Source organism: Proteus faecis (assembly GCF_003144395.1).
Classification (GTDB): Bacteria; Pseudomonadota; Gammaproteobacteria; order Enterobacterales; family Enterobacteriaceae; genus Proteus; species Proteus faecis.
The window spans coordinates 26,992-50,060 of the sequence record NZ_PENZ01000037.1 but is presented as its reverse complement, the minus strand read 5'-3'; the positions used below and the strand labels follow the sequence as shown (position 1 = coordinate 50,060).

Here is a 23,069-nt window from a genome sequence, read left to right as displayed (position 1 = left end):
TTTTTTTGTGTGGATTAATATCTTATTGTTATGTTCTTATTAAGACTATAAATCAATCATCAATAATCATTTGTTTTTATAGGTGTTAATACTTATTCATGGCTAGTGCATTATACTTACATGAGTTGATCGTTTAATGATATTCTTTATTTGATTGTTACTAAGTAGAAATAGTAAATGATGTATTACATTAATTAAACTATAAAGAGAATAAATTTCTTAAGTAAAAGGGGGTATAAAAGGAAATACTTATTATTATTTCTTATTTTACAGTTTAAATAATCGCAATTAAAATGCGTTGGTTAGAATTTTCTTATAAAGAAATTCTTGTTTAGATCTAAAATCAAACCGCATAAATAGTCTTTAAATGGGCATAAAAAGAGAGACGGGGATTTCTTTTGTATTATTTTTTAATCATTAATAATTTTCTTCGTGAAATAAGAATAAAGAAAATGAGAAATTAAAAATAAGAATAATCATCTTTATAATAAGTGAAAAATGATTTACATCAAATTAATAGCTTTATCTTTTCTTATATTTCTATTATTAATAAAAAAGAATCATAATAGTTATTGATAATGGCGATTATGAAAACAATATATACGTGTTTTTTTAAATTGAAATTAAACGAACACTAATGAAAGGGGGCATCGAAATAAGTTGCCACCCTTTCTATCGTAGAATGGTGTCTAACGTATTAATTATTCCCATATTAGGTGTAATTCATCCAAAATAGAATATTTTTAGAAGTACAGCATTCTCTCATTAATAAAAGATAATGAAAGTTAAACAGGTCATATCGTTATATCGCTAGATAATACAACCTATTGATAAATAGAAATCACATTGTAGATTAGTTTGCTCTTAAGTCATATTTCTTAAAGAAATCATATTCTTGAACTAATTGTGGTAGTGATCTTATTTTCAATTTTGTATACATATTTGAACGATGCACTTCAACTGTTCGAGGCGATAGCGAAAGTTTTTCTGCTGCTTCTTTACTCGTATTTCCTTCTAGGATCATCTCCATAACCTCTTTTTCTCTATTAGATAACTTACCAAATTTATCTTTTAGAGATATATATGTTCGGAATTGCTCAACTTCACTTTCATAATGTAGGAAAGATTCCGAGACAATATTAAGAAGTTCATTCACATTTAGAGGGCGAGTTAAATATTCAAAAGCCCCTGATTTAAATGCGTTACGACAACTTTCAATGGAACTATCCCCAGAAATAATAATAATAGGGATAATGTTTTTCAATTTGTTAAGTTCTTTAATCAGTGCAATTGAGGGGGCAGCACTGCTTTTTGTATTAATTATGATGCACTCTTTATGAGCTCCTTTTGTCGATGAAAAATAGTATTTTAAGAAAGCCTGTTCATTTGAATAGGTTTTCACATTAGCCGCTAAAGAAGAAAGAACAGCTTTAAGTTGAACTTTTGTACTGTCATCTTCAAAAGTGATTAAGTGGATTATTGATTCCATATGTTGCTCCTGGTTTTACTTTGCTCTTACACTAAAAGTGAATGAGTAACGAAATTTGACTAATTTATAAGTTTTTTGTGTAGGGTAACATTCACGTAACGGAGCTATATTCAGAATATATCAAATTAAAAATGATTAATACTTCTGTATTATATTATAGATAAAATATCAGAACTTTGTTTTGTTTCAATATTTGTATTTTATAGATAAGAATAATTAATTTCTATAATGACGAGAGGAATAACTATTATTAATTGTAACTAAGTTTTTTCTCGTAAGTGATTTTAACTATATTAAACTCACTTAATAAGTAAAAAAATAATATATTTAGGTGTCTTTTTATGAATTAATTAATAGTCGCATTTAGTTACAACACAATTCCCTTTGTGGCTTTTTGACTTTACTTCTTGTAAAATAGCACTTTATTTCTATTGACCTTTTTAATAAACCAATCGAGCCAATACTATGGCGTCACTGAAAGATGTAGCTCGACTTGCATCCGTTTCTTTGATGACAGTCTCAAGAGCGATTAATAACCCTGAGTTATTAAAACCAGAAACACTGAAACAAGTTCAAAATGCGATTGATCAACTTAACTATGTTCCAGATTATTCTGCACGAAAAATTCGTGGTCAAGGAACAAAAGTATCATCAATTGGTGTTCTGGCCATTGATACCGCAACGACACCATTTTCGGTGGAAATGATTCTATCGATAGAACAAACCGCAAGAGAATTTGGTTGGAGTTCATTTGTTGTCAATTTGACTGCACAAGATTGTTATGAAAATGCAATTTGGCAACTTTTGGCTCAACGTCCAGATGGTATCATCTATACCACTATGGGGCTGCGTGAGATCACTGTACATGAAAAGTTGTTTGATAAGAATTTAGTGCTAGCAAACTGCTTAGATAAAACACATGCTTTTCCAACTTATATTCCCGATGATTATCATGGGCAGTATTTTGCGATGAAAAAAGTCATCGAAAAAGGGTATCGTCGTCCTTTGTGTTTTTATATACCCGAAGAGTCAGTTGCAGGTCCTATTCGTCGTAAAGCTGTTGAAGATGCTTGGCAAGAGGCAGGGTTGCCATTGTCACATCTACAACAATATACGATGATATTTGGAGATGAACACTACCGTGATGTGATTGAAATATTGAAAAAGCATTGTGTTCATCAAAAAGCTGACTTTGATATTCTCATTTGTGGTAATGACCGTATCGCATTTTTAGCTTACCAAGTTTTACTTTCTATGGGGTTACGTATTCCGGAGCAAGTGGCTGTTTTGGGATACGACAATATGATTGGTACAGGAGAGTTGTTCTATCCTCCATTAACAACGGTACAACTGCCTCATTATGAGTTAGGTAAAGAAGCGACGTTGCATATCATTCAAGAAAGAAACCATAGGGATACCGTACACGTACCTTGTCAATTAGTTGAACGTGAGTCTATTTAAAGACTCACGTCTTACTTATCTTCTCAATATCAGTAAATACTGTTTAGTTGCCAATATTCACCATTAATCAATGTTGCATCACCATTCATGGCAAAAAGATGTAAAGCTTGGGTATCTTGTTGAGCATAATATCGACTGCTTAGGGTGAATTCCCCTTTGTTTACAAAGACTTCAATTGATGAACGATCAATAAAAATACGTAAGTTCAATTCACAACCTTCAGGTAATGGAATACTTCTAGCCCCACTTATATTATGCTGAGGATAATGACGGTTAAGAACTAAACGATGTGATTGATTATCAACAAAAAGCTCAAGCCCTTCACCTATCCATAAGCCAAATTTCTCAGCGTGACTGTCTAAAGATAATGTTAAATCGAGTTCGATAGCTTGGGTATTATTTACTAGCTCGATAGATTGATTACTGAGTGTTACTGGCTGGATAGTCTGTTTTTCTTGACGTAATGATTCCACTTCTTTAACGGGGAGCATGCGTAAGCGATTTTTAGATTTATCAAAAGTGATTTCACGAGGGAGTGTAAAACAGCCAGACCAAAACTCAGATTTTGTAGGCATTGGTGAATTCCACATATCCATCCATCCCATAGAAACACGGCGACCATCAGGTGTTGTAAATGATTGTGGCGCATAATAGTCATGGCCATTATCAAGTTCAATAAAGTGCCCTTGTGGTTTAAAAGGTTGATTTGGTGACCACTTGCCAATTAATGCACCTGATTGAAAGAGGTTGCGATATTGATAGCCTTCAGCGCGTTTTCCTTGTGGTGAAAAGACGATTGCAAATTCGTTTTCTTGACTAATCGGGAAGAAATCAGGGCACTCCCACATATAGACATTTTTATCATCCGTTTTTCCTAAAACAGTGTAATCGTTGTTCCACTGCTGTCCCTCTACAAATAAGGTTTCGCTAGAGAAGAGTAGGACTTGTCCTTGATCTTTTTCATCACGTGCACCAACAACCATCCACCATTTACCTTCTTGATACCAGACTTTAGGATCACGAAAATGCATATAGCCTTTAGGGGGTTCTAAAACGATGCCTTTTTTCTCAAAATGAATGCCATCTTCACTGATAGCAACACATTGTGCTTCATAGATTTGGCTATCATCCCCTTCGGCGCCTAACCAATTGTGTCCTGTATAGAAAAGATAGAGTTTACCTTCATGGCTAATTGCTGATCCTGAGAAACAACCACTTTTGTCGTACTCATCTCCCGGTGCTAACGCAATGGGTTGGTGTTGCCAGTGGATCATATCGGCGCTTGTAGCATGTCCCCAATGCATAGGCCCCCAATCTTGAGAATAAGGATGGTGCTGATAAAAGGCATGATATAAACCATCATGATAAATAAGACCATTAGGATCATTTAACCAACCCGCGGGCGCAGCTAAATGAAACTGGGGATAAAATTTGTTGCCTCGTTTTTCAATCAAAGTATGTAAGGCTGTTGTTGATTGTTCTAAGCGGTGTTTCATATCATTATCCTTATTCTATTTTAGAGTTATTAGTGTGTTTTTAAGAGCACAGAAAAGGTAAAGAACAGACTAATCACACTATTACTCCTGTTGTTAACGATAACATTTAGAGTGAAAAAAATACGATGTATGAGATTGACTTTATCATATTATCTTATTATGTTAACGTTATCAGTGTGGATTTACGAGCAATATATTTACTTATTCGTTATGAATAGTCATAAGAACAGAATATAGTTAAGAAAAATAATTGCTTATCTTCAGGAGAGATTATGAAAGTCTGGTCTTTAGGTGACGCTGTTGTTGACTTGATCCCATTGCAAAACATGCAATATGAAGCATGCGCTGGTGGTGCGCCTGTCAATGTTGCTGCTGGTGTTGCTAAGCTTGGTCAACAAAGTGGTTTTATTGGACGAGTTGGTGAAGATGCGTTCGGCCATTTTATGCAAAAAACATTATTTGACCTGGGTGTGGATACTCGTGCAATGGAGTTTGATGAGTTTCACCGCACCAGTACTGTTCTTGTCTCTTTACAAGAAAATGGTGAGCGTGATTTTACTTTCTTAGTGGCTGAGTCTGCGGATCAATTTTTAACCGAAAAATCTTTACCTGCTTTTGATAAAGATATTTTGCATTTTTGCTCTTTAGCATTAGTGAATCCCATTTGTCGCTCGACATTAGATTGTGCAATCAAAAATGTTAAAGAAAGCGATTCACTGCTGAGTTTTGATATTAATTTACGCCCTCAAATGTGGCGTGATCACGAAGAAATGCGTGAAGTTATTGATCAATATGCGCGTAAAGCTGACATATTAAAATTATCAGAAGATGAGCTTACATGGATGACACAAGAAGTGACATTGAATAATGCACTTAATAAATTAGAAGATTATCCCGCTCGTTTAAAAGTGATCACTCAAGGCTCTAAAGGTTGTTTAGTTTTTACGCCAAATACTCAAGTCGCATTTAGCGCCTTTATCGTTGAATGTATTGATACAACCGGTGCTGGTGATGCTTTTATGTCAGGTTTGTTAGCCGCGCTTGCTGAATATGGTTTTGCTGAAGATGAACAATATCTATCAAAAATAGTGACACAAGCGGCTGCTTGTGGTGCTTTAGCCACGACCCAAAAAGGGGCGATAGCCGCAGCACCAAGTCGTAAAAAATTACGTGATTTTGTTCAGCAGCAACCACCGTTACATGTTAGGGAGATTTTCTAACAACTTACCTATTTTTTCTGGTTGTGGTTTTTACCACGGTTTTCCCTTAATGGTATTTTCCAATTCTCCATTTATAACGACTTTTCTCGGAATCGTTATTTGTGGAGATTTTTTTTATCTTGTCTATGTCGTCGTATTGATGTTTGATCAATCAGCGATGCTGATCATATTGTTCTGTCTGTTTTAAGCGTATGATATTAAACCTTATTGACTTTTATTGATGGAACATTAAATGTGGGCTCAATCAGGCGCGGTATTAGCCATTTTTTCGTATATTCTTTGGGGAATAACGCCTCTGTTTTATCGTCTGTTACCTGGGGCGCAACCGTTAGAAATGTTGGCTCAACGTTTGATCTGGTCTATCCCTCTTTTATTACTAGTACGACTCTTTATTAAAAATAGGACACGATGGCGCGTTGTTTTACAGGATAAGCGCTCTATTTTTATGTGCCTATTTAGCTCAATGGCTATGGCCGTTTCTTGGTGTACATTTACCTATGCATTAACACATCAACAAGTATTAGAGGCGAGCTTGGGATATTTTATTAATCCACTCTTCTCTATTTTATTAGGTGTCATCTTTCTTAAAGAAAAGCTTAATCTAGCAGAAAAATGGGCGGTTACCTTAATTTGTGCGGGAGTGGGGTACCAATTGTGGATGTACGGTGAATTACCTGTACTCGCTATTATGATGGGGGGGGCATTTGCTGTATATGGCTTGATCCGTAAGTTTATTCGTTTTGATGTGATCACTTCTTTATTTATCGAAACACTCTGGTTAATGCCATTAGCAATAGGGGTTACTATTTGGTTGTTGATAACAGATAAAAGCGCATTACCTTCCGCAGATAATCTGACTCGTTTTTATTATATTCTAACCGCACCTGTCACTATATTGCCATTATTGTTCTTTACCGCAGCAGTCAAACGAACCACATTAACTGTAATCGGATTAGCACAATATATTGAGCCTACTATTCAATTTTTATTGGCTGTTTTCTTATTCCATGAAGCTTTTGATGAAGTAAAAGGCGTGAGTTTCTCGTTGATTTGGTTAGGGCTTTTATGCTGTATATTGGCTCTTATTCGCAAACGTCTTAATTATCTAAAAATTCAAAAAGGAAAACGTAGCCAAACGGTGTAATTGTTTTATTTTCCTGTTTGATTATTTTTTTATCTGGCTATTTTTCTATCATGCTAAATCCGCTATGCTATATAAAAGCAATCGTTTGCGTGATTGTGGTTTTGATTAATAGTGAGGATAAAAAATGACAGTGTTGGGTACGGCTCTTACAGCAAGTGCAACAAAAGTGATGTTATTAGGTGCTGGTGAATTAGGCAAAGAAGTCGCGATAGAATGCCAACGCTTAGGCATTGAAGTTATTGCCGTTGATCGCTATCTCAATGCTCCTGCTATGCATGTTGCTCATCGCTATCATGTTGTAAATATGCTGGATAGCGACGCATTAAAGCAAGTAATTGAACAAGAGCGACCTGATTTTATTGTTCCAGAAATTGAAGCTATTGCTACAACATTATTGCTTGAATTAGAACAAGCGGGGCAACAAGTGGTTCCTTGTGCCCGTGCTGTAAAGCTCACTATGGATAGAGAAGGGATCCGTCGTTTAGCCGCGGAAACACTACATTTACCTACATCGAACTATCAATTTGTTGATGATGAAGTGAGTTTTAAAAAAGCCGCTTTAGCAATAGGTTTTCCTTGTATTGTAAAACCTGTCATGAGCTCATCCGGAAAAGGGCAAAGTGTTATTCGTAATGAAAACGATTTAGCTCAAGCTTGGACTTACTCGCAAGAGGGCGGACGAGCAGGAAAAGGTCGTGTTATTGTTGAAAAAATGATCCCGTTTGATTTTGAGATCACTTTACTGACTATTCACGCTGTCGATGGGATCCATTTTTGTGCTCCTATTGGTCATCGACAAGAAAAAGGGGATTACCGTGAATCATGGCAACCTCAAAAGATGAGTGATATTGCACTTGCTAAAGCACAGCATATCGCAAGTAAAGTGGTTGAAAACTTAGGGGGATATGGTTTATTTGGTGTTGAGTTATTTGTTCAAGGTGATGAGGTATTTTTTAATGAAGTCTCACCTCGTCCTCATGATACAGGATTGGTGACACTCATTTCTCAAGACTTATCAGAGTTTGCGCTTCATGTTCGTGCTTTTTTAGGCTATCCCATTGGTGGTATTCGTCAATTAGGTCCTTGTGCATCCGCGGTTATTTTACCAGCGCTTTATAGTACGAATATCGTTTATTCCGGTATTGAAAAAGCGTTGAAGGCGGATCGTCAAATTCGCCTTTTTGCGAAGCCTGAAATTGCCGGATCTCGTCGTTTAGGTGTTGTACTTGCTCACGCTGATACGATAAAACACGCATTAGATGAAGCAAAAGCAGGTGCAAAAGCAATCGTTGTAAGTGATGCTAAATAATTAGAAATGTAATCTAAGTTAGCCTATTCTACCGCTAAGTGAATATTATCAACTTAGCGGTAAAAACATCCAGTAAGTATTATTTGGGCTCAAACTTTCATCATATAAGGGGGGTAATCACTTTTATTAGCTTAATTTTTTACTCGACCCTTGAAACTAGCTTAACTATCCCCACTTTTTACTCATATCGATTTTTTTCGCCAAATTAGGATTAATTGAGGTAAAAATGAGTATGAAAGGTCAGGAAACAAGAGGATTTCAGTCAGAAGTTAAACAACTTCTTCAATTAATGATCCATTCTCTTTACTCCAATAAAGAAATTTTCCTTCGCGAATTGATTTCTAATGCATCAGATGCGGCTGATAAATTGCGTTTCCGAGCATTATCAGATGCAGCGCTTTATGAAAATAACGGCGATTTGCATGTGCGTATTTCCACTGATAAAGAAGCACGTACTTTGACTATCAGTGATAATGGTATTGGTATGACTCGTGATGAAGTCATTGATAACCTGGGTACTATCGCAAAATCAGGGACAAAATCATTTTTAGAATCTATCGGACAAGATCAAGCTAAAGATAGCCAACTAATTGGTCAGTTTGGTGTTGGGTTCTATTCTGCGTTTATTGTTGCAGATAAAGTGACAGTACGTACTCGAGCTGCAGGTGAAAGCGCAGATAAAGGTGTTTTTTGGGAATCTGAAGGTGAAGGCGATTACACCGTTGCTGATATTGAAAAGGCTGATCGTGGTACTGACATCACACTTCATTTACGTGAAGGTGAAGATGAGTATTTAGATGATTGGCGTCTGCGTAGCATTATTAGTAAATATTCTGACCATATTTCTCTGCCTGTTGAAATTGAAACGAAAAATGAAGAAGACGGCACAGTGACATGGGAAAAAATTAATAAAGCGCAAGCACTTTGGACTCGTAATAAAGCCGAAGTGAGTGATGAAGAGTATAAAGAGTTTTATAAACATATCTCTCATGATTTTGCTGACCCATTAAGCTGGGTACATAACCGTGTAGAAGGTAAGCAAGAGTATACAAGCTTATTATATGTGCCTTCAAAAGCACCTTGGGATTTATGGAATCGTGAACAACGTCATGGTTTAAAACTGTATGTACAGCGTGTCTTTATTATGGATGAAGCTGAGCAGTTTATGCCTAATTACCTGCGTTTTATCCGTGGGTTAGTTGATTCTAATGATTTACCGTTAAATGTTTCTCGTGAAATTTTACAAGATAGCTCTGTTACACGTAATTTACGCAGTGCATTAACTAAACGTGCATTACAGATGTTACAAAAACTGGCAGAAAACAAGCCGGAAGAGTATCAAGCATTCTGGAAAGAGTTTGGTTTAGTCTTAAAAGAAGGTCCTGCAGAAGACTCATCTAACATTGAAACAATTGCTAAATTATTACGTTTTGCGTCAACGCATAACGACAGTGATGCTCAAACTGTTTCACTGGAAGATTACGTTAGCCGTATGGTTGAAGGCCAAGAGAAAATCTATTACATCACTGCTGATAGCTATGCTGCTGCGAAAAACAGTCCGCATTTAGAGCTGTTCCGTAAAAAAGGCATTGAAGTACTGCTGTTATCTGATCGTATAGATGAGTGGATGATGAACTATCTGACTGAGTTTGATGGCAAATCATTCCAGTCTGTTAGTAAAGCAGATGAATCTCTGGATAAACTTGCTGATGAAGAGAAACATGCTGAGCAAGAAGAAACAGATAAACAATTAGCTCCTTTTGTTGAGCGCATTAAAACCTTGCTGGGAGATAAAGTTAAAGATGTGAAATTAACACATCGTTTAACAGATACGCCTGCCATTGTGACAACCAGTGCGGATGAAATGACAACACAAATGGCCAAATTGTTTGCTGCAGCAGGGCAAGAAGTGCCAGAAGTGAAATACAACTTTGAGCTAAATCCAAATCATCCATTAGTTAAGCAAACAGCAGAACTAACAGATGAAGCGCTATTTGCGGATTGGGTTAATTTATTACTGGATCAGGCTTTATTTGCTGAAAGAGGCTCTTTAGAGGATCCAAACCAGTTTATTCGCTTAGTGAATCAACTTTTAGTTCAAAAAGCGTAACTGTTTTCGTTTTCAAACATTTAAACCACGTTTATCTGAAGAGATAGCGTGGTTTTTTCTTTTTCGATAAAAATAAAATGCAATCGCTACCGTGATTTCTTGAGCGATGACCTCACAAAATGGTATGGTAATGCGTTTTCGAGTTTAAATATAAAAAATTAAATGCAAGGGGATTTACGCGATGCGTATCATTCTGCTAGGCGCTCCAGGCGCTGGTAAAGGCACTCAGGCTCAATTCATTAAAGAAAACTATGGTATCCCACAGATTTCAACTGGTGATATGTTACGTGCAGCAGTAAGTTCGGGTTCAGAACTCGGACTGAAAGCAAAAGCACTGATGGATAATGGCCAGTTAGTTACAGATGAATTAGTTATTGCGTTAGTTAAAGAGCGCATCAAACAAGACGATTGCCGTAATGGTTTCTTGTTGGATGGGTTCCCAAGAACAATTCCACAAGCTGATGCAATGAAAGAAGCAGGTATCAATGTGGATTTCGTACTGGAATTTGCTGTACCTGATGACATCATTGTCGAGCGTATTATTGGTCGTCGTGTTCACGCACCATCAGGTCGTGTTTATCATGTGAAATTTAATCCACCTAAAGTGGAAAATCGTGATGATGTGACGGGTGAAGAATTAACAACACGTAAAGATGACCAAGAAGAAACGGTTCGTAAACGTTTAGTTGAATACCATACTCAAACAGCACCATTAGTTTCCTATTATCAAAATGAAGCTAAAGCAAGCAATGCGAAATACTTCAAAGTTGATGGTACACAAAAAGTAAGCGAAATTAACGCTGAACTGAAAAGTATCCTTGGCTAATGCGTCATTGTGATGATTAATCCCGGTTTAGCCGGGATTTTTTTTATCTCTAGAAAATAAGGTAAAGAGTTCAATCCAATAAATTGACAAGCACAATCTATTATTTTCCTTTATTCTTCTACTCTTTGGTTATCCTAATAAAATAACTCTAAGGAGTCATAGTATGAATGATGCTAAGTATGGTGTTCTTTTGGTTAATCTTGGCACACCTGATGCGCCGACAACGGGTGCTGTTCGACGTTATTTAGCACAATTTCTTAGCGATCCTCGTGTTGTTGATATTTCTCCTTTGATTTGGAAACCAATATTACAAGGGGTGATATTACCGTTTCGTTCACCTAAGGTAGCTAAGTTATATCAACAGATTTGGATGGATGAAGGTTCACCTCTTTTAGTTTATAGCCGAGCGCAACAACGTGCTGTTGCGCAGCGATTACCTAATATACCCGTGGAACTAGGGATGTGTTATGGTAACCCATCACTAAATGAAGGGGTGGAAAAGCTATTACAACAAGGTGTTGAGAGCATTATTTTGTTACCACTTTATCCTCAATACTCTTGCTCTACTTCTGCTGCGGTATTTGATGGTGTTAGCCGAGTTTTTAAAGACATGCGTACAATACCTTCTCTTCACTTTATTCGTAGTTATCCTACACATCCTCTTTATATCAAAGCACTTGTCACCTCTATTGAGAAAAGCTTTCAGCAATATGGTAAACCCGATCGTTTAATTCTCTCTTTTCATGGTATTCCGGAGCGTTTTATCAAAACGGGGGATATTTATTATGATGAGTGTTGTCTCACAACAGAAAAACTAAAAGCGCAATTAGAAGAGCGGTTAGGTTATCCTAAGGAACAGGTTATGCTGACATTCCAATCACGCTTTGGTCGTGAACCTTGGTTATCGCCTTATACAGATAAAACGATGGAAAAGCTGGGAAGTGAAGGGGTTGAACATGTGCAGGTTGTATGTCCAGGATTTTCATCTGATTGCTTGGAAACATTAGAAGAAATTAATGAACAGAACCGAGAGTTCTTTATTCATGGTGGTGGTAAACAGTACGAATACATTCCGGCATTAAATGCTGAAATTGAGCATATTGACTTGCTAGAAGCGATGATCCGAGAGGTATGCGAAAAATAATTACTGAATTCGATAAATAAAATTATCGGATTTGATGATATATTAATTTGATCATATTTCAGTTATATATAAACTTATCTTTTCTCATTTTTTAAGTCTTTTAGTGGAAATCACTAAAAGTGCTGATAAACGGACACTGCATTACATAAATTTAGGCAGGAAAATGAATAGTAAGCTTTCAAAACCACAATCTTCAGAAATTGATAAAGGACATTTTGACGATTTCTATCTAAAACAGAATGATGAAATCGATCTTTTTGAATTATTTTCTGTTATTTATAAATCAAAGTTTGTCATTATTGGTATCACGTTATTATTTGCTATCGTTGGCTTTACTGTTGCAAGCTTTTTACCACAAAAATGGACTAGCCAAGCTGCAATTACCAAGCCAATGCTCGATGAAATGAAGCAATTAAGAGCAACATTGACTGAGCTTAGCTTAGTGGATGTTGATACAGGTGTGAATGGTTCATCTGTTTATCAAAAATTTATCAATAACTATAATTCTCGTGTTTTACGTGAAGAATTTTTAGTTAGTACTGACTACTACAAAAGCTTACTGGCAAAAATGGAAGAACCAACGCCATTAGATAAGCGTAGATTAATTGAAGATATTGTAACGAAAGATATTAATTTAAAATCATCGGATAGCAAGAATAGTGATGAAGAGTTTAGTGGGGAAATTAATTTAAGTTTTACCGCCCCAACGCCTGAAGAAGCTTACGATTTGCTTTCTGGTTATATTCGTTTTATTTCTACCAAAGTACGAATGGAAGTAAAAGACGAAATTGATGATCAAATTGAGCGTAAATTAAGTTTTGCACAAAAAGCCTATGAAATGGATTTAGAGCGTATCGCTAATGCGCGTAATGTGAATGTGCAACGTCTAAAATATGCGTTAGAAATCGCAAATGCCGCTGGAGTTAAAAAACCAATTTCCAGTGAGGGTGCACAGATTAAAGATGACCCTGATTATTCTATTGCCATGGGTTCTGATGCGTTAAGCAGTAAATTAGCCATTACAGAAGCTATCACAGACCCAACAACGGTAAGTTCTGATCTGAAAAACCGTTTATACAATATGAAGCAATTAGAAAAAGTAAAATTAGATGATCTTCAATTTGTACCATTCAAATATATGTTGAAGCCTTACGAACCGACTAAAAAAGATGCACCTAAACGTGCCCTGATTTTAGTTGGCGCCGCTTTTGTTGGTTTCATTCTGTCTGTTATGGGTGTTTTACTGAGCTATATGGCAAGAAGCCGTCGTAAAACTGCATAAAAATATCTTTAAATAAGTAGGTGTACTGACGTACACCTACTGTCTCTCCCATAATATTGTGTTAACATTGCGCATCTTTTTTAGCTGTGTAGCATCGTTCACAATGAAATTCCCTGGCAAACGAAAATCCAAACACTATTTTCCCGTTAGTTTACGAGATCCTCTATTACAACCCATCATCAATATGACGGAGAGCGAATCCTCTCGCGCTTATATCGTCGGTATTGACCAAACATTGGTTGATATTGAAGCGAAAGTTGATGAAGAGTTTATTAACCGTTATAACTTGAGTCAGGGACACTCTCTTGTTATTGAAGATGATGTCGCAGAGGCACTTTATCGTGAATTAACAGATAATAATCTGATAACACACGAGTTTGCTGGCGGTACGATTGGTAATACGCTACATAACTACTCGGTATTAGCTGATGATCGCTCTGTGTTATTAGGTACTATGTGTAATAACATTCAGATTGGTAGCTATGCTTATCGTTATTTATGTAACACATCTAGCCGTACTGATCTTAATTACCTCCAAGGTGTTGATGGTGCCATTGGGCGTTGTTTCACGCTGATCACGGAAAATGGCGAACGTACATTTGCGATTAGCCCAGGTCAAATGAACCAGCTTAAACCAGAAAGCATTCCGGAAGAGGTGATTGCAGAAGCTTCCGCATTAGTGTTAACGGCTTATTTAGTTCGCTGTAAACCGGGTGAACCGATGCCGTTAGCAACCATGAAAGCGATTGAATACGCGAAAAAATATGATGTGCCTGTTGTTCTGACGCTGGGCACAAAATATGTTATTGCAGATGATCCACAATGGTGGCGTGATTTCTTAAAAGAGCACGTTTCTGTTGTCGCAATGAATGAAGATGAAGCTTTTGAATTAACGGGACATGCAGATCCTCTGTTAGCTTCCGATGTTGCGTTAGAATGGGTTGATTTAGTGCTGTGTACCGCAGGTCCTGCAGGACTTTATATGGGCGGTTATACAGAACACAACTTTAAGCGTCAAACCACACATCCTTTATTACCCGGTGCTATTGCTGAATTTAATCGTTATGAATTTAGTCGTGCAATGCGTCGTAAAGATTGTGAAGAGCCAGAGAAAGTCTATTCTCATATTGAACCTTATATGGGTGGTCCTGAAAAAATCATGAATACGAATGGTGCAGGTGATGCAGCATTATCAGCGTTACTGCATGATATTACAGCGAATAGCTACCATCGCATCAATGTGCCCAATTCAAGTAAGCATCCTCGGACTTATTTAACTTATTCATCGTTAGCACAAGTATGCAAATATGCTAACCGAGTGAGTTATCAAGTGCTAAGTCAGCATTCACCTCGCTTAACACGAGGCTTACCTGAAAAAGAAGACAGCTTAGAAGAAGCTTATTGGGAACGTTAAGTTTGTATAGTTTCTAAGACTTGTTTTATCTGTATGAAATAAAAAAACCTATCAACATTTATTGATAGGTTTTTTATTGACTTAAATCCATAGAATTTAAGTGATTAACTGTGTTTGATTATTGCGTTGCACTAGGTGCAATGATTTGTTGACCATTTTCAGGTGTATCATCAATAGCACAACCAAACTCAACTTCTTTAATTAGCATATCTGCCATTGCAGATGCGGTTTGATCTTCATCGATGATGACGTGATTTGCCCCTTTCTCAAGGATAAAAGACGCTTCTTCATCATAGTTAGCTCGTACAATAATATCGTCAAAATGAGCACGAACAATGATATTTAAATCAGGGTTCATACTTCTTGCGGTTTCAGCGATATCTGCAGCTTCATACCCATTAGGTATCGTCAGTAATAAAGATTTAGCGCAATCAATGCGAGCTAAAGCAAGTGACTCTTTAGTCGATGCATTACCCAGCACGGTGTTTAAACTTTTCTCTTTTAACTCAGCAAATTTATTACGGCTATTTTCGATAATAACTAATGGAATAGATTGAGCTAATAATTTTTCAGCAAGCATGCTTCCTGCACGTCCATAACCGACGATAATGGCGTGACCACAAATATCAACAGGGACAGGCATCTCTTCTTCCAGCTCTTCTTGTTGTAGCTGTTCCACTTCTTCTTTGGTTTCTGTTTTTGCCAGATAACGGTCTAATAAAGAGAATAGCACTGGGTTTAACATAATAGAGACTAAAGCACCGGCTAAAACAAGATTACGTGCATCTGGCTCTAAAACGTTTAGCGCCACACCTAGACCTGCAAGGATAAAGGCAAATTCACCAATTTGTGCAAGGCTGACTGAAATGGTTAAGGCTGTTCGTCGAGAATGCCCAAACATTCGTACAAGCACCAACGCGGCGACAGATTTACCAATAATAATGATAGCCAGTGTTGCTAAGATCCCAAGAGGATGTTCAATTAACACCATTGGATCAAACAGCATACCAACGGACACAAAGAACAGAACTGCGAAAGCATCTCTCAGTGGTAAAGTATCTTGAGCCGCTCTGTGGCTTAATTCAGACTCGTTAAGTACCATACCGGCAAAGAATGCGCCTAATGCGAAAGAAGCATCGAATAAGGTTACAGCACCATAAGCGATACCTAAAGCGAGAGCGAGTACACTCAATGTAAATAACTCACGAGAGCCTGTTGCCGCCGTTTTAGCTAAAATCCAAGGGATCAACTTACGACCAACAATCATCATAATTAAGATAAAGGCAACAACTTTACCGACAGTGATACCTAAATTAATCATAAGTTGAGAAATATTGGTTTGATCGCTACTTTCCAGCATATTGGCAATAGCAGGAAGTAGTACAAGGGCTAACACCATTGCTAAGTCTTCAACAATCAACCAACCAATAGCAATTTGGCCTCGTTGGCTGTCAATCAGACCTCTTTCTTCTAGTGCACGTAAAAGAACAACGGTACTTGCTGTTGATAGACATAAACCAAATACAATGCCACTAAATAAACCCCAGCCAAAAAATGCTGATAATCCCAACCCTAATAGTGTTGCTACTGCAATTTGAGCAATAGCACCCGGAATAGCGATGGCTTTTACTGCCATGAGATCTTTTAATGAGAAATGTAAACCTACGCCAAACATTAGCAGAATAACGCCAATTTCAGCGAGTTCAGGGGCGAGAGAGGTATCAGCAACAAAGCCGGGAGTAAATGGGCCAGCGAGTACACCCGCAGCAAGATATCCTACTAAAGGTGAAATTTTTAGCCGTTGAGCGATCATGCCTAAAATGTAAGCAAGTGCTAATCCACCAACAATGGTGGTAATGAGGGGTGTTGAATGCGGCATCAATTCTCCTTCTTTTTATAAAACTACATGTATCGGGGGGCGAGTAATATAGCAGGCTAATAGTTTAACGTATTCATGCAATAAATTCGCTAAAAATTATCGATTATTTATTAAAATAGCAAGTTGATTGAATTTTTTAATGCAAATACACTTTTCTGTGTTATTTTAATTAGTCTTACCTTTTAAAGTAAGAAATAATCTGTTTCTGGTTCATTTTAGTAACAGGGGTAATTACAAGTTATTCAGTTTTATTGCACCCAATCTTAGTAAGAAGAATGGGGAAAATACCTAGTATAGAGAGAGGGCGAAGATATGATAGACATATTCAATACTCTTCTGAACCGTAATATATTCTAAGACCTCAGCATTAATTCATCCATCCTAAAAGCAACTCCGAAGAAATGCGCGGAAATCATGCTTTTTTCACCTAAAATTAACTCTTGAGCATAAACTGAGATAGCAGAAAATGCTGAAGCCAAAATTACACCAATGAATACAGTCAATACGTCCGTCCAGTAAAGGTTGGTATAGGGTCATATCAGCGTAAAAGGTGCAACACCAAGAATAGTTCCTCAAATAACGTATTTTCTGCCAAATTTTATCGTCTACTGGATCCACATTTATAGTGTTAGCTGCGACAAGCGAAGAGGAAAACAAACAGGTGTACTTTGTACTGAAACGTCAAATTTAGGTATTAAGTAGAAAGTATAGTAGCTACTGATGTTTGTAAGATAAAAATGCTTAGAAAAAATAAGAATAAGTAAAATAGCTAAATAGCCCAAGAGGGGCTTACATGGCAATATTGCTTTCCTTTTTAGCGTGTTAGGTTGTTTTTTCTGAGCATCTTGTTGAATTTTATACCTGCGACTAACTTGCAATAGCACTACAATTGCCAGCAACGTAACAAAGAGAATCAACGGATATTTACTTTCCTTTCCGTATTATTTTTTTGTAAATTATTTATGTTTTTATTGGTCTGGTTTACATCTTATTTGAATTGAGTGCTTTTGTGAGAAATAGAGTTTGATTCATGTCTCAAAAAAACTATTGGATCAATGAAATAATAAAAAAATTATATAACCTACATCATAAAATACAGCAAAAGTATTTAACTTCTGTCTTCTTTTTCTACTGTAGAACCATGGCAGAACCTTCTCAATAAATAATATACATGGGGATATACCATGAGCTTATCTTTTAAATTATCAGCATGCGCATTGACGGTTTCTTTAGCGATGACGCCTGCGATGTCTCAGGCATGGGAAAAGGATAAAACCTACGAAATTACTATTTTGCATACCAATGATCACCATGGCCATTTTTGGCATAACGATCGTGGAGAATATGGTTTAGCTGCACAAAAAACGGTTGTTGATAACATTCGAGATGAAGTCGCTAAAAAAGGCGGCAGCGTGTTGCTGTTATCGGGCGGTGATATCAATACGGGTGTTCCAGAATCTGATTTACAAGATGCAGAGCCTGATTTTAAAGGTATGAATCTTGTGGGGTATGATGCAATGGCTTTGGGTAATCATGAATTTGATAATCCATTAGATGTTTTGCGCCAACAAGAAAAATGGGCAACATTCCCATTCTTATCTGCGAATATTTATCAAAAAAGTACGGGTGAGCGTTTATTCAAGCCTTACACCATTTTTGATAAGCAAGGTGTAAAAATTGCAGTATTAGGCTTAACGACTGATGATACTGTGCGTATTGGTAACCCAGCAAACTTCCCTGATACTGAATTCCGCAAACCTTCAGATGAAGCTAAAAAAGTTGTAGAAGAACTGCGTACAACAGAAAAACCAGACATTATTATCGCAGCAACGCATATGGGTCACTATGATGATGGTAATCATGGCTCTAACGCACCAGGTGATGTGGAAATGGCGCGTGAATTACCAAAAGGCTACCTTGATATGATTGTGGGTGGTCACTCACAAGATCCTGTTTGTATGTCTCAAGAGAATAAAAACTACAAACAAGCTGATTATGTACCAGGCACTCCTTGTGCACCAGATAATCAAAATGGTACATGGATTGTTCAGGCTCATGAATGGGGTAAATATGTTGGTCGTGCAGATTTCGAATTCCGTAATGGTGAATTCACGTTAAAGCATTACCAATTAATTCCAATCAACTTAAATCAGAAAGTGAAGAAAGATGACGGTACAACCGAGCTTGTTTACTATACAGAAGAAATTCCTCATAACCCTGAAATGATGAAATTGCTGACACCTTACCAAGAAAAAGGGGGTGAGCAACTGAATATTAAAGTGGGTGAAGTTGTTGGTAAATTAGAAGGTGATCGTAGTAAAGTTCGTTTTGTTCAGACCAATATGGCGCGTCTATTATTATCCGCTCAAGCTGAACGTGCGAACGCAGACTTTGCCATTATGAGTGGTGGTGGTGTGCGTGATTCAATTGAATCTGGTGATATCACTTATAAAGACGTGTTAAAAGTTCAACCTTTTGCTAACGAACTGGTTTATGTTGATTTTAAAGGTGAGGAAGTCGAGCCTTATTTGTCTGCGGTTGCATGTATGAAAGTAGACTCTGGTGCTTATGCTCAATTCTACAATGTTAGCTTAACAGTAGATGCAGATTGTAAAGTTAGCGATGTTAAAATTGCAGGCAAACCATTGGATAAAACGAAGTCTTACCGTATGGCGACACTAAACTTTAACGGCATTGGTGGTGATGGTTATCCTAAGATTGATACTCATCCGGGTTATGTTAATACAGGGTTTGTTGATGCTGAAGTCTTAAAAGGTTATATCGAAGCGCACTCTCCATTGAAAGCCGCAGATTTCGAACCTAAAGGCGAAATTGTTTATAAAAAATAAGTTTTATCAATAACGCTTATATAGACAAAAGGCGACATTTTATGTCGCCTTTTATTTTGCTCTTAATCACGTTAATTTCTTATTTTGAGGATGAGCCTTAAAATAAAAAATCATTAATGATTATGACTCTTTACGAATAAGTGCAAATTGAGCACCTAACACTACACCTAAGTCTTTTGCAGATAACTCAATATCTAAGCCTCGTTTACCACCAGAAACAAAGATAGTGTTAAATTCAAGTGCTTGTTCATCAATCACGGTTGGTAGGCGTTTTTTCTGACCTAATGGGCTTATTCCACCCACTAAATAACCAGTGACCTTTTGTGCAATTTGTGGATCTGCCATATCGGCTTTTTTTGCTTTAAAACACTTAGCAACGAGTTTTAAATCTAATTGACCAGAAACGGGTGTTACTGCAACGGCAAGATTTTTAGCATCACCATTTAAAGCAACTAACAGTGTTTTAAATACTTGGCGATTATCTAAACCTAATTTTTCAACGGCCTCATCACCAAAATTATGCACATTCGCATCATGTTCATAAGGATGAAGCGTAAATTTAATTTTTTGTTTTTCCAATAAATTGACAGCGGGAGTCATAGTTATTCCTAATCACAATGTTTTTATGATTGACCTGTTAGTAAATCAATCAGATTCTCTTCACCAAATAAATGAAGAGCACCTACAGTTACCACATAACGTCCAGCCGGTAATTTTGATAAGATGCTTACCCATTTTTGGTTACGGCTTTCCATTAAAATATCAAATACAGCTTTACTAAAGGTATTCGGTAAAGGTGGTTGTTTCTCTTGACTATTATAATTTAACCACCAATTGATCATGATTTGCAATGTACGTGCATTATCGTGCCAATTTTTTAGTGTATCCTCGAGTAATTGCTGACCATCATCAGGGAAGCTTAATAATAATGCGACCTGATCCTCAATGCCTTCAAGTTCTATAATGTTTTTTTTGTACTCATTAGCATATTGAATGACCTGGTAATCAATACCATATTGCGGTTGTAATCCAAGTTGCATTGCTTGGGTAGATTGTAAAATCAATGCAATCTGCCAAAGTGGTTTATTTTCAAGTTGATAAAGTGAGAGAGCGAGATCTTCACAATGACATGTGACTTGAGCAAAAAGAGAGTTATTTAAGCGTGTTTCTAGCGACTTTCTAAAAAGGGATGCTTGATCAAACGGTTGTACATCTGTGGAAATATCGGCTTCCACAATAATAGCATTTGCATTTTTTATTTCGTTGAGTAGCACATTGGAAAGTGGTGACATGGTGGAAACCCCCATATGGATACTCCCCACAAGGTGTAAAGAGATATTATTAGGTAGCGTAATATCAACAGCAGGATAAGGGTAATGGGCAGTATTTTTTATCCCTACCCAATGTTTGATTTTCTGAAAAATACCCGTCATTGATATGCTCCTTTTAGTGTCGATCACTCAGTCTCAGCATAACGGATTTTCAATGGAATGAAACAGCGAAAGCCAAGTATTTACTTAGCTTTCACTTTGTTTACTTTTTTGAGTAAAGTATTACCAACTGATCCCAACACCACCGGCTGAGACAAAATTATTTGAATCATTCCACGCCGTAGAAGCTCTGACTTTTACATTTTCATTAATACGATATTGCATCCCCCAAGCAAGAGCCGTTGCATTGCGATAATTACCAATACCGATAGCTGTGCTAAATGTTGCTGAGTCAGTAAAAGGTAAATTGCTCATTGCAGCTACAGAGGCAATACCTTGATTAGCGCGTTTTTCTACTTTATAAAAACGGTTTTGGGTTTCAGATTTAAAATGCTCAAAGTTATTTTTTAGCGTTTTAACTTCGCTTCTTGAGATTGATTGTTCCATATAAAGGGTAGCAAAATGGCTTTTTAATGAAATATTGCTTCCATTGATATTTAGATTATCGATATAGTTATCTTTAATATTATCAATATTTTCTTTATTTATATCAATACCTTTTCTATTAGTGTCAATATTTTCTTTATTTATATTAATATCTTTTCTATTGGTATCAATATTTTCTTTATTGATATCAATGCCTTTTCTATTGGTGTCAATATTTTCTTTATTTATATTAATATCTTTTCTATTGGTATCAATGTTTTCTTTATTGATATCAATGCCTTTTCTATTGGTGTCAATATTTTCTTTATTTATATTAATATCTTTTCTATTGGTATCAATGTTTTCTTTATTGATATCAATGCCTTTTCTATTAGTGTCAATATTTTGTTTATTTATATCAACGCCTTTTCTATTGTTATCAATATTTTCTTTATTTATATTAACACCTATTCTATTGGTATCAATGCCTTTTTTATTAGTATCAATACTGCCTTCATTTGCTAATATTTTTTCTAAATTCATTTCGTGACTGGATTTATTAACTTTACTTATCATCTTATTAAGCTTAATTTGATTATCAAACTTACTTAGTTCAATATTGTTCTTTTTGATTAACGCAGCGATCTTTTTATTGAATTCATTTTCAATTGAAAATAAATCTCCTTGGTTTATCATATTGTTTTTTTCTCTACTAACAATATCATTGTATTGTTCAATTGTTAGGTTAGCTGATGCCGTTCGTGCAATCTGTATATCATCATTTTTATGTTCGTCTAGAAATTGAAGAACGGCTTTTTTATTAAATGTAATATATGAATCATCGTTTGATTCGAGAGTAGGGGGTTGTATTTCATTAAAAAGAGAAGCAATCTTTGATCTTATCTCTATATCTTTCGGTGAAATAATTAAACTATTTTTTATTTTAATGTTTTCTTTTGTAATACTTTCCCCAGATGTTGTTTTTATGTTCCCTATGTTTTTATTGAGTTTTTCTATTATCTCATCAGTTAATAATATTTTATTTTTTTCTAACTTAATATAATAATTACTTATTTTTTGATCAAAAGAAGAGGGAGATGTGATTATCGTATCTTGTTCAACGGTGATAAATGGAGTTTCATCTGGTATTATATAATGCATTTCATCTGAAAATACATGAGATGAATAAATTAATGGTAATATTGTAATAATAATTTTATTTACATTCATTTTTAAATCCTTTTAAAAGTGTTATTTTTGTGTAAGTTTTTTATTTTATTTAAATAATAGTTTTCTACAATAATAAAAAAAAATTAAATGATAGTTTGTTCTTTTTTTAAAAACTATAATTTAAGTTTATTGTGCCGATAAATTTTAATGAAAAACTTATAATATATTGCTATTCTAGCGTTAAGAGAGCGGAGTGATGACTCTCTTGTATAATGAGAAATTCCTCTTTGACTGGCCGATAGAAATATCGGCTTTTTTTTTAACCTTTTGAAAATATTAATAATCATTGATAAATAATAAAAAACCCCTTTTACCGATAAGTAAAAGAGGTTTAAATATAATATTTATTAATATATTGTT

Annotated in this window: 16 protein-coding genes and 1 pseudogene; 10 read left to right on the top strand and 7 right to left on the bottom strand. The window is 36.0% G+C overall.

Translation table 11 applies throughout. The features are described 5' to 3' along the window. Window positions 1–853: 853 nt before the first annotated feature. Window positions 854–1,489: a response regulator transcription factor gene (locus tag DK858_RS13185; RefSeq protein WP_109397812.1), complete on the bottom strand. Its 636-nt coding sequence runs from the start codon at window positions 1,487–1,489 to the stop codon at window positions 854–856. A 465-nt stretch (window positions 1,490–1,954) separates the two neighbouring features. On the opposite strand from DK858_RS13185, the gene DK858_RS13180 reads away from it, so the two are divergent. Continuing rightward, window positions 1,955–2,950 carry a LacI family DNA-binding transcriptional regulator gene (locus tag DK858_RS13180; protein ID WP_109397811.1) on the top strand — a complete coding sequence of 332 codons (996 nt, stop codon included), beginning with the start codon at window positions 1,955–1,957 and terminating at the stop codon, window positions 2,948–2,950. Between the two features lie 29 nt (window positions 2,951–2,979). On the opposite strand, the gene DK858_RS13175 is transcribed toward DK858_RS13180, so the two are convergent. Then, window positions 2,980–4,446: a glycoside hydrolase family 32 protein gene (locus DK858_RS13175; RefSeq protein WP_109397810.1), complete on the bottom strand. Its 1,467-nt coding sequence runs from the start codon at window positions 4,444–4,446 to the stop codon at window positions 2,980–2,982. Window positions 4,447–4,718: 272 nt separating this feature from the next. Here DK858_RS13175 and DK858_RS13170 point away from each other — a divergent pair, with 272 nt between their 5' ends. From DK858_RS13170 to DK858_RS13135, 8 genes are all read left to right on the top strand, one after another. Beyond that, window positions 4,719–5,666: an aminoimidazole riboside kinase gene (locus DK858_RS13170; protein ID WP_109397809.1), complete on the top strand. Its 948-nt coding sequence runs from the start codon at window positions 4,719–4,721 to the stop codon at window positions 5,664–5,666. Between the two features lie 232 nt (window positions 5,667–5,898). Next, window positions 5,899–6,810 (top strand): EamA family transporter RarD, encoded by a 912-nt coding sequence (rarD, locus tag DK858_RS13165; protein WP_109397808.1) that lies wholly within the window; start codon window positions 5,899–5,901, stop codon window positions 6,808–6,810. 124 nt (window positions 6,811–6,934) lie between these two features. Next, on the top strand, window positions 6,935–8,119 hold the full coding sequence (gene purT, locus DK858_RS13160; protein ID WP_109397807.1) for a formate-dependent phosphoribosylglycinamide formyltransferase: 1,185 nt from the start codon (window positions 6,935–6,937) through the stop codon (window positions 8,117–8,119). Between the two features lie 226 nt (window positions 8,120–8,345). After that, the gene (gene htpG / locus DK858_RS13155) at window positions 8,346–10,229 is read left to right on the top strand and encodes a molecular chaperone HtpG (RefSeq protein ID WP_109397806.1); all 1,884 of its coding nucleotides are present in this window, start codon (window positions 8,346–8,348) and stop codon (window positions 10,227–10,229) included. A gap of 181 nt (window positions 10,230–10,410) precedes the next feature. Next, entirely contained in the window at window positions 10,411–11,055 is a 645-nt protein-coding gene (gene adk, locus DK858_RS13150; RefSeq protein WP_006534026.1) for an adenylate kinase, read from the top strand. Between the two features lie 163 nt (window positions 11,056–11,218). Then, window positions 11,219–12,199: a ferrochelatase gene (hemH, locus tag DK858_RS13145; protein WP_109397805.1), complete on the top strand. Its 981-nt coding sequence runs from the start codon at window positions 11,219–11,221 to the stop codon at window positions 12,197–12,199. Window positions 12,200–12,362: 163 nt separating this feature from the next. Then, the gene (gene wzz(fepE) / locus DK858_RS13140; RefSeq protein WP_109397804.1) at window positions 12,363–13,481 is read left to right on the top strand and encodes an LPS O-antigen length regulator Wzz(fepE); all 1,119 of its coding nucleotides are present in this window, start codon (window positions 12,363–12,365) and stop codon (window positions 13,479–13,481) included. Window positions 13,482–13,584: 103 nt separating this feature from the next. Continuing rightward, a complete protein-coding gene (locus DK858_RS13135; protein WP_023582630.1) occupies window positions 13,585–14,895 on the top strand; it encodes an inosine/guanosine kinase in 1,311 nt (436 codons plus the stop codon). Between the two features lie 118 nt (window positions 14,896–15,013). Here the strand turns inward: DK858_RS13135 and ybaL are convergent, their stop codons facing one another. Together ybaL and DK858_RS18355 are read right to left on the bottom strand one after the other, a co-directional pair. Then, window positions 15,014–16,774 (bottom strand): YbaL family putative K(+) efflux transporter, encoded by a 1,761-nt coding sequence (ybaL, locus tag DK858_RS13130; protein ID WP_109397803.1) that lies wholly within the window; start codon window positions 16,772–16,774, stop codon window positions 15,014–15,016. Window positions 16,775–17,012: 238 nt separating this feature from the next. Further along, window positions 17,013–17,673, bottom strand: a pseudogene (locus DK858_RS18355) (MFS transporter); the annotation flags it as partial. A 285-nt stretch (window positions 17,674–17,958) separates the two neighbouring features. On the opposite strand from DK858_RS18355, the gene ushA reads away from it, so the two are divergent. After that, entirely contained in the window at window positions 17,959–19,623 is a 1,665-nt protein-coding gene (ushA, locus tag DK858_RS13125; protein WP_109397802.1) for a bifunctional UDP-sugar hydrolase/5'-nucleotidase UshA, read from the top strand. A 120-nt stretch (window positions 19,624–19,743) separates the two neighbouring features. Here the strand turns inward: ushA and ybaK are convergent, their stop codons facing one another. The 3 genes from ybaK to DK858_RS13110 all read right to left on the bottom strand — a co-directional run bounded on the left by ybaK (window position 19,744) and on the right by DK858_RS13110 (window position 22,709). Further along, window positions 19,744–20,223 (bottom strand): Cys-tRNA(Pro)/Cys-tRNA(Cys) deacylase YbaK, encoded by a 480-nt coding sequence (gene ybaK / locus DK858_RS13120; protein ID WP_109397801.1) that lies wholly within the window; start codon window positions 20,221–20,223, stop codon window positions 19,744–19,746. Between the two features lie 23 nt (window positions 20,224–20,246). Then, complete coding sequence (locus DK858_RS13115; RefSeq protein ID WP_109397800.1) at window positions 20,247–21,056, bottom strand: TraB/GumN family protein; 810 nt, start codon at window positions 21,054–21,056, stop codon at window positions 20,247–20,249. A 120-nt stretch (window positions 21,057–21,176) separates the two neighbouring features. After that, window positions 21,177–22,709, bottom strand: a complete 1,533-nt coding sequence (locus tag DK858_RS13110; RefSeq protein ID WP_109397799.1) for a YadA C-terminal domain-containing protein — start codon at window positions 22,707–22,709, stop codon at window positions 21,177–21,179. Window positions 22,710–23,069: the final 360 nt, after the last annotated feature.

Excerpts from the sequence above, each read along its gene's own strand:
- DK858_RS13185 (WP_109397812.1), bottom strand. The coding sequence starts at position 1,489 with ATGGAATCAATAATCCACTTAATCACTTTTGAAGATGACAGTACAAAA.
- ybaK (WP_109397801.1), bottom strand. The coding sequence starts at position 20,223 with ATGACTCCCGCTGTCAATTTATTGGAAAAACAAAAAATTAAATTTACG.
- DK858_RS13115 (WP_109397800.1), bottom strand. The coding sequence starts at position 21,056 with ATGACGGGTATTTTTCAGAAAATCAAACATTGGGTAGGGATAAAAAAT.
- rarD (WP_109397808.1), top strand. The coding sequence starts at position 5,899 with ATGTGGGCTCAATCAGGCGCGGTATTAGCCATTTTTTCGTATATTCTT.
- purT (WP_109397807.1), top strand. The coding sequence starts at position 6,935 with ATGACAGTGTTGGGTACGGCTCTTACAGCAAGTGCAACAAAAGTGATG.
- DK858_RS13175 (WP_109397810.1), bottom strand. The coding sequence starts at position 4,446 with ATGAAACACCGCTTAGAACAATCAACAACAGCCTTACATACTTTGATT.
- ushA (WP_109397802.1), top strand. The coding sequence starts at position 17,959 with ATGAGCTTATCTTTTAAATTATCAGCATGCGCATTGACGGTTTCTTTA.
- hemH (WP_109397805.1), top strand. The coding sequence starts at position 11,219 with ATGAATGATGCTAAGTATGGTGTTCTTTTGGTTAATCTTGGCACACCT.
- DK858_RS13170 (WP_109397809.1), top strand. The coding sequence starts at position 4,719 with ATGAAAGTCTGGTCTTTAGGTGACGCTGTTGTTGACTTGATCCCATTG.
- DK858_RS13110 (WP_109397799.1), bottom strand. The coding sequence starts at position 22,709 with ATGAATGTAAATAAAATTATTATTACAATATTACCATTAATTTATTCA.
- ybaL (WP_109397803.1), bottom strand. The coding sequence starts at position 16,774 with ATGCCGCATTCAACACCCCTCATTACCACCATTGTTGGTGGATTAGCA.
- DK858_RS13180 (WP_109397811.1), top strand. The coding sequence starts at position 1,955 with ATGGCGTCACTGAAAGATGTAGCTCGACTTGCATCCGTTTCTTTGATG.
- DK858_RS13135 (WP_023582630.1), top strand. The coding sequence starts at position 13,585 with ATGAAATTCCCTGGCAAACGAAAATCCAAACACTATTTTCCCGTTAGT.
- htpG (WP_109397806.1), top strand. The coding sequence starts at position 8,346 with ATGAGTATGAAAGGTCAGGAAACAAGAGGATTTCAGTCAGAAGTTAAA.
- adk (WP_006534026.1), top strand. The coding sequence starts at position 10,411 with ATGCGTATCATTCTGCTAGGCGCTCCAGGCGCTGGTAAAGGCACTCAG.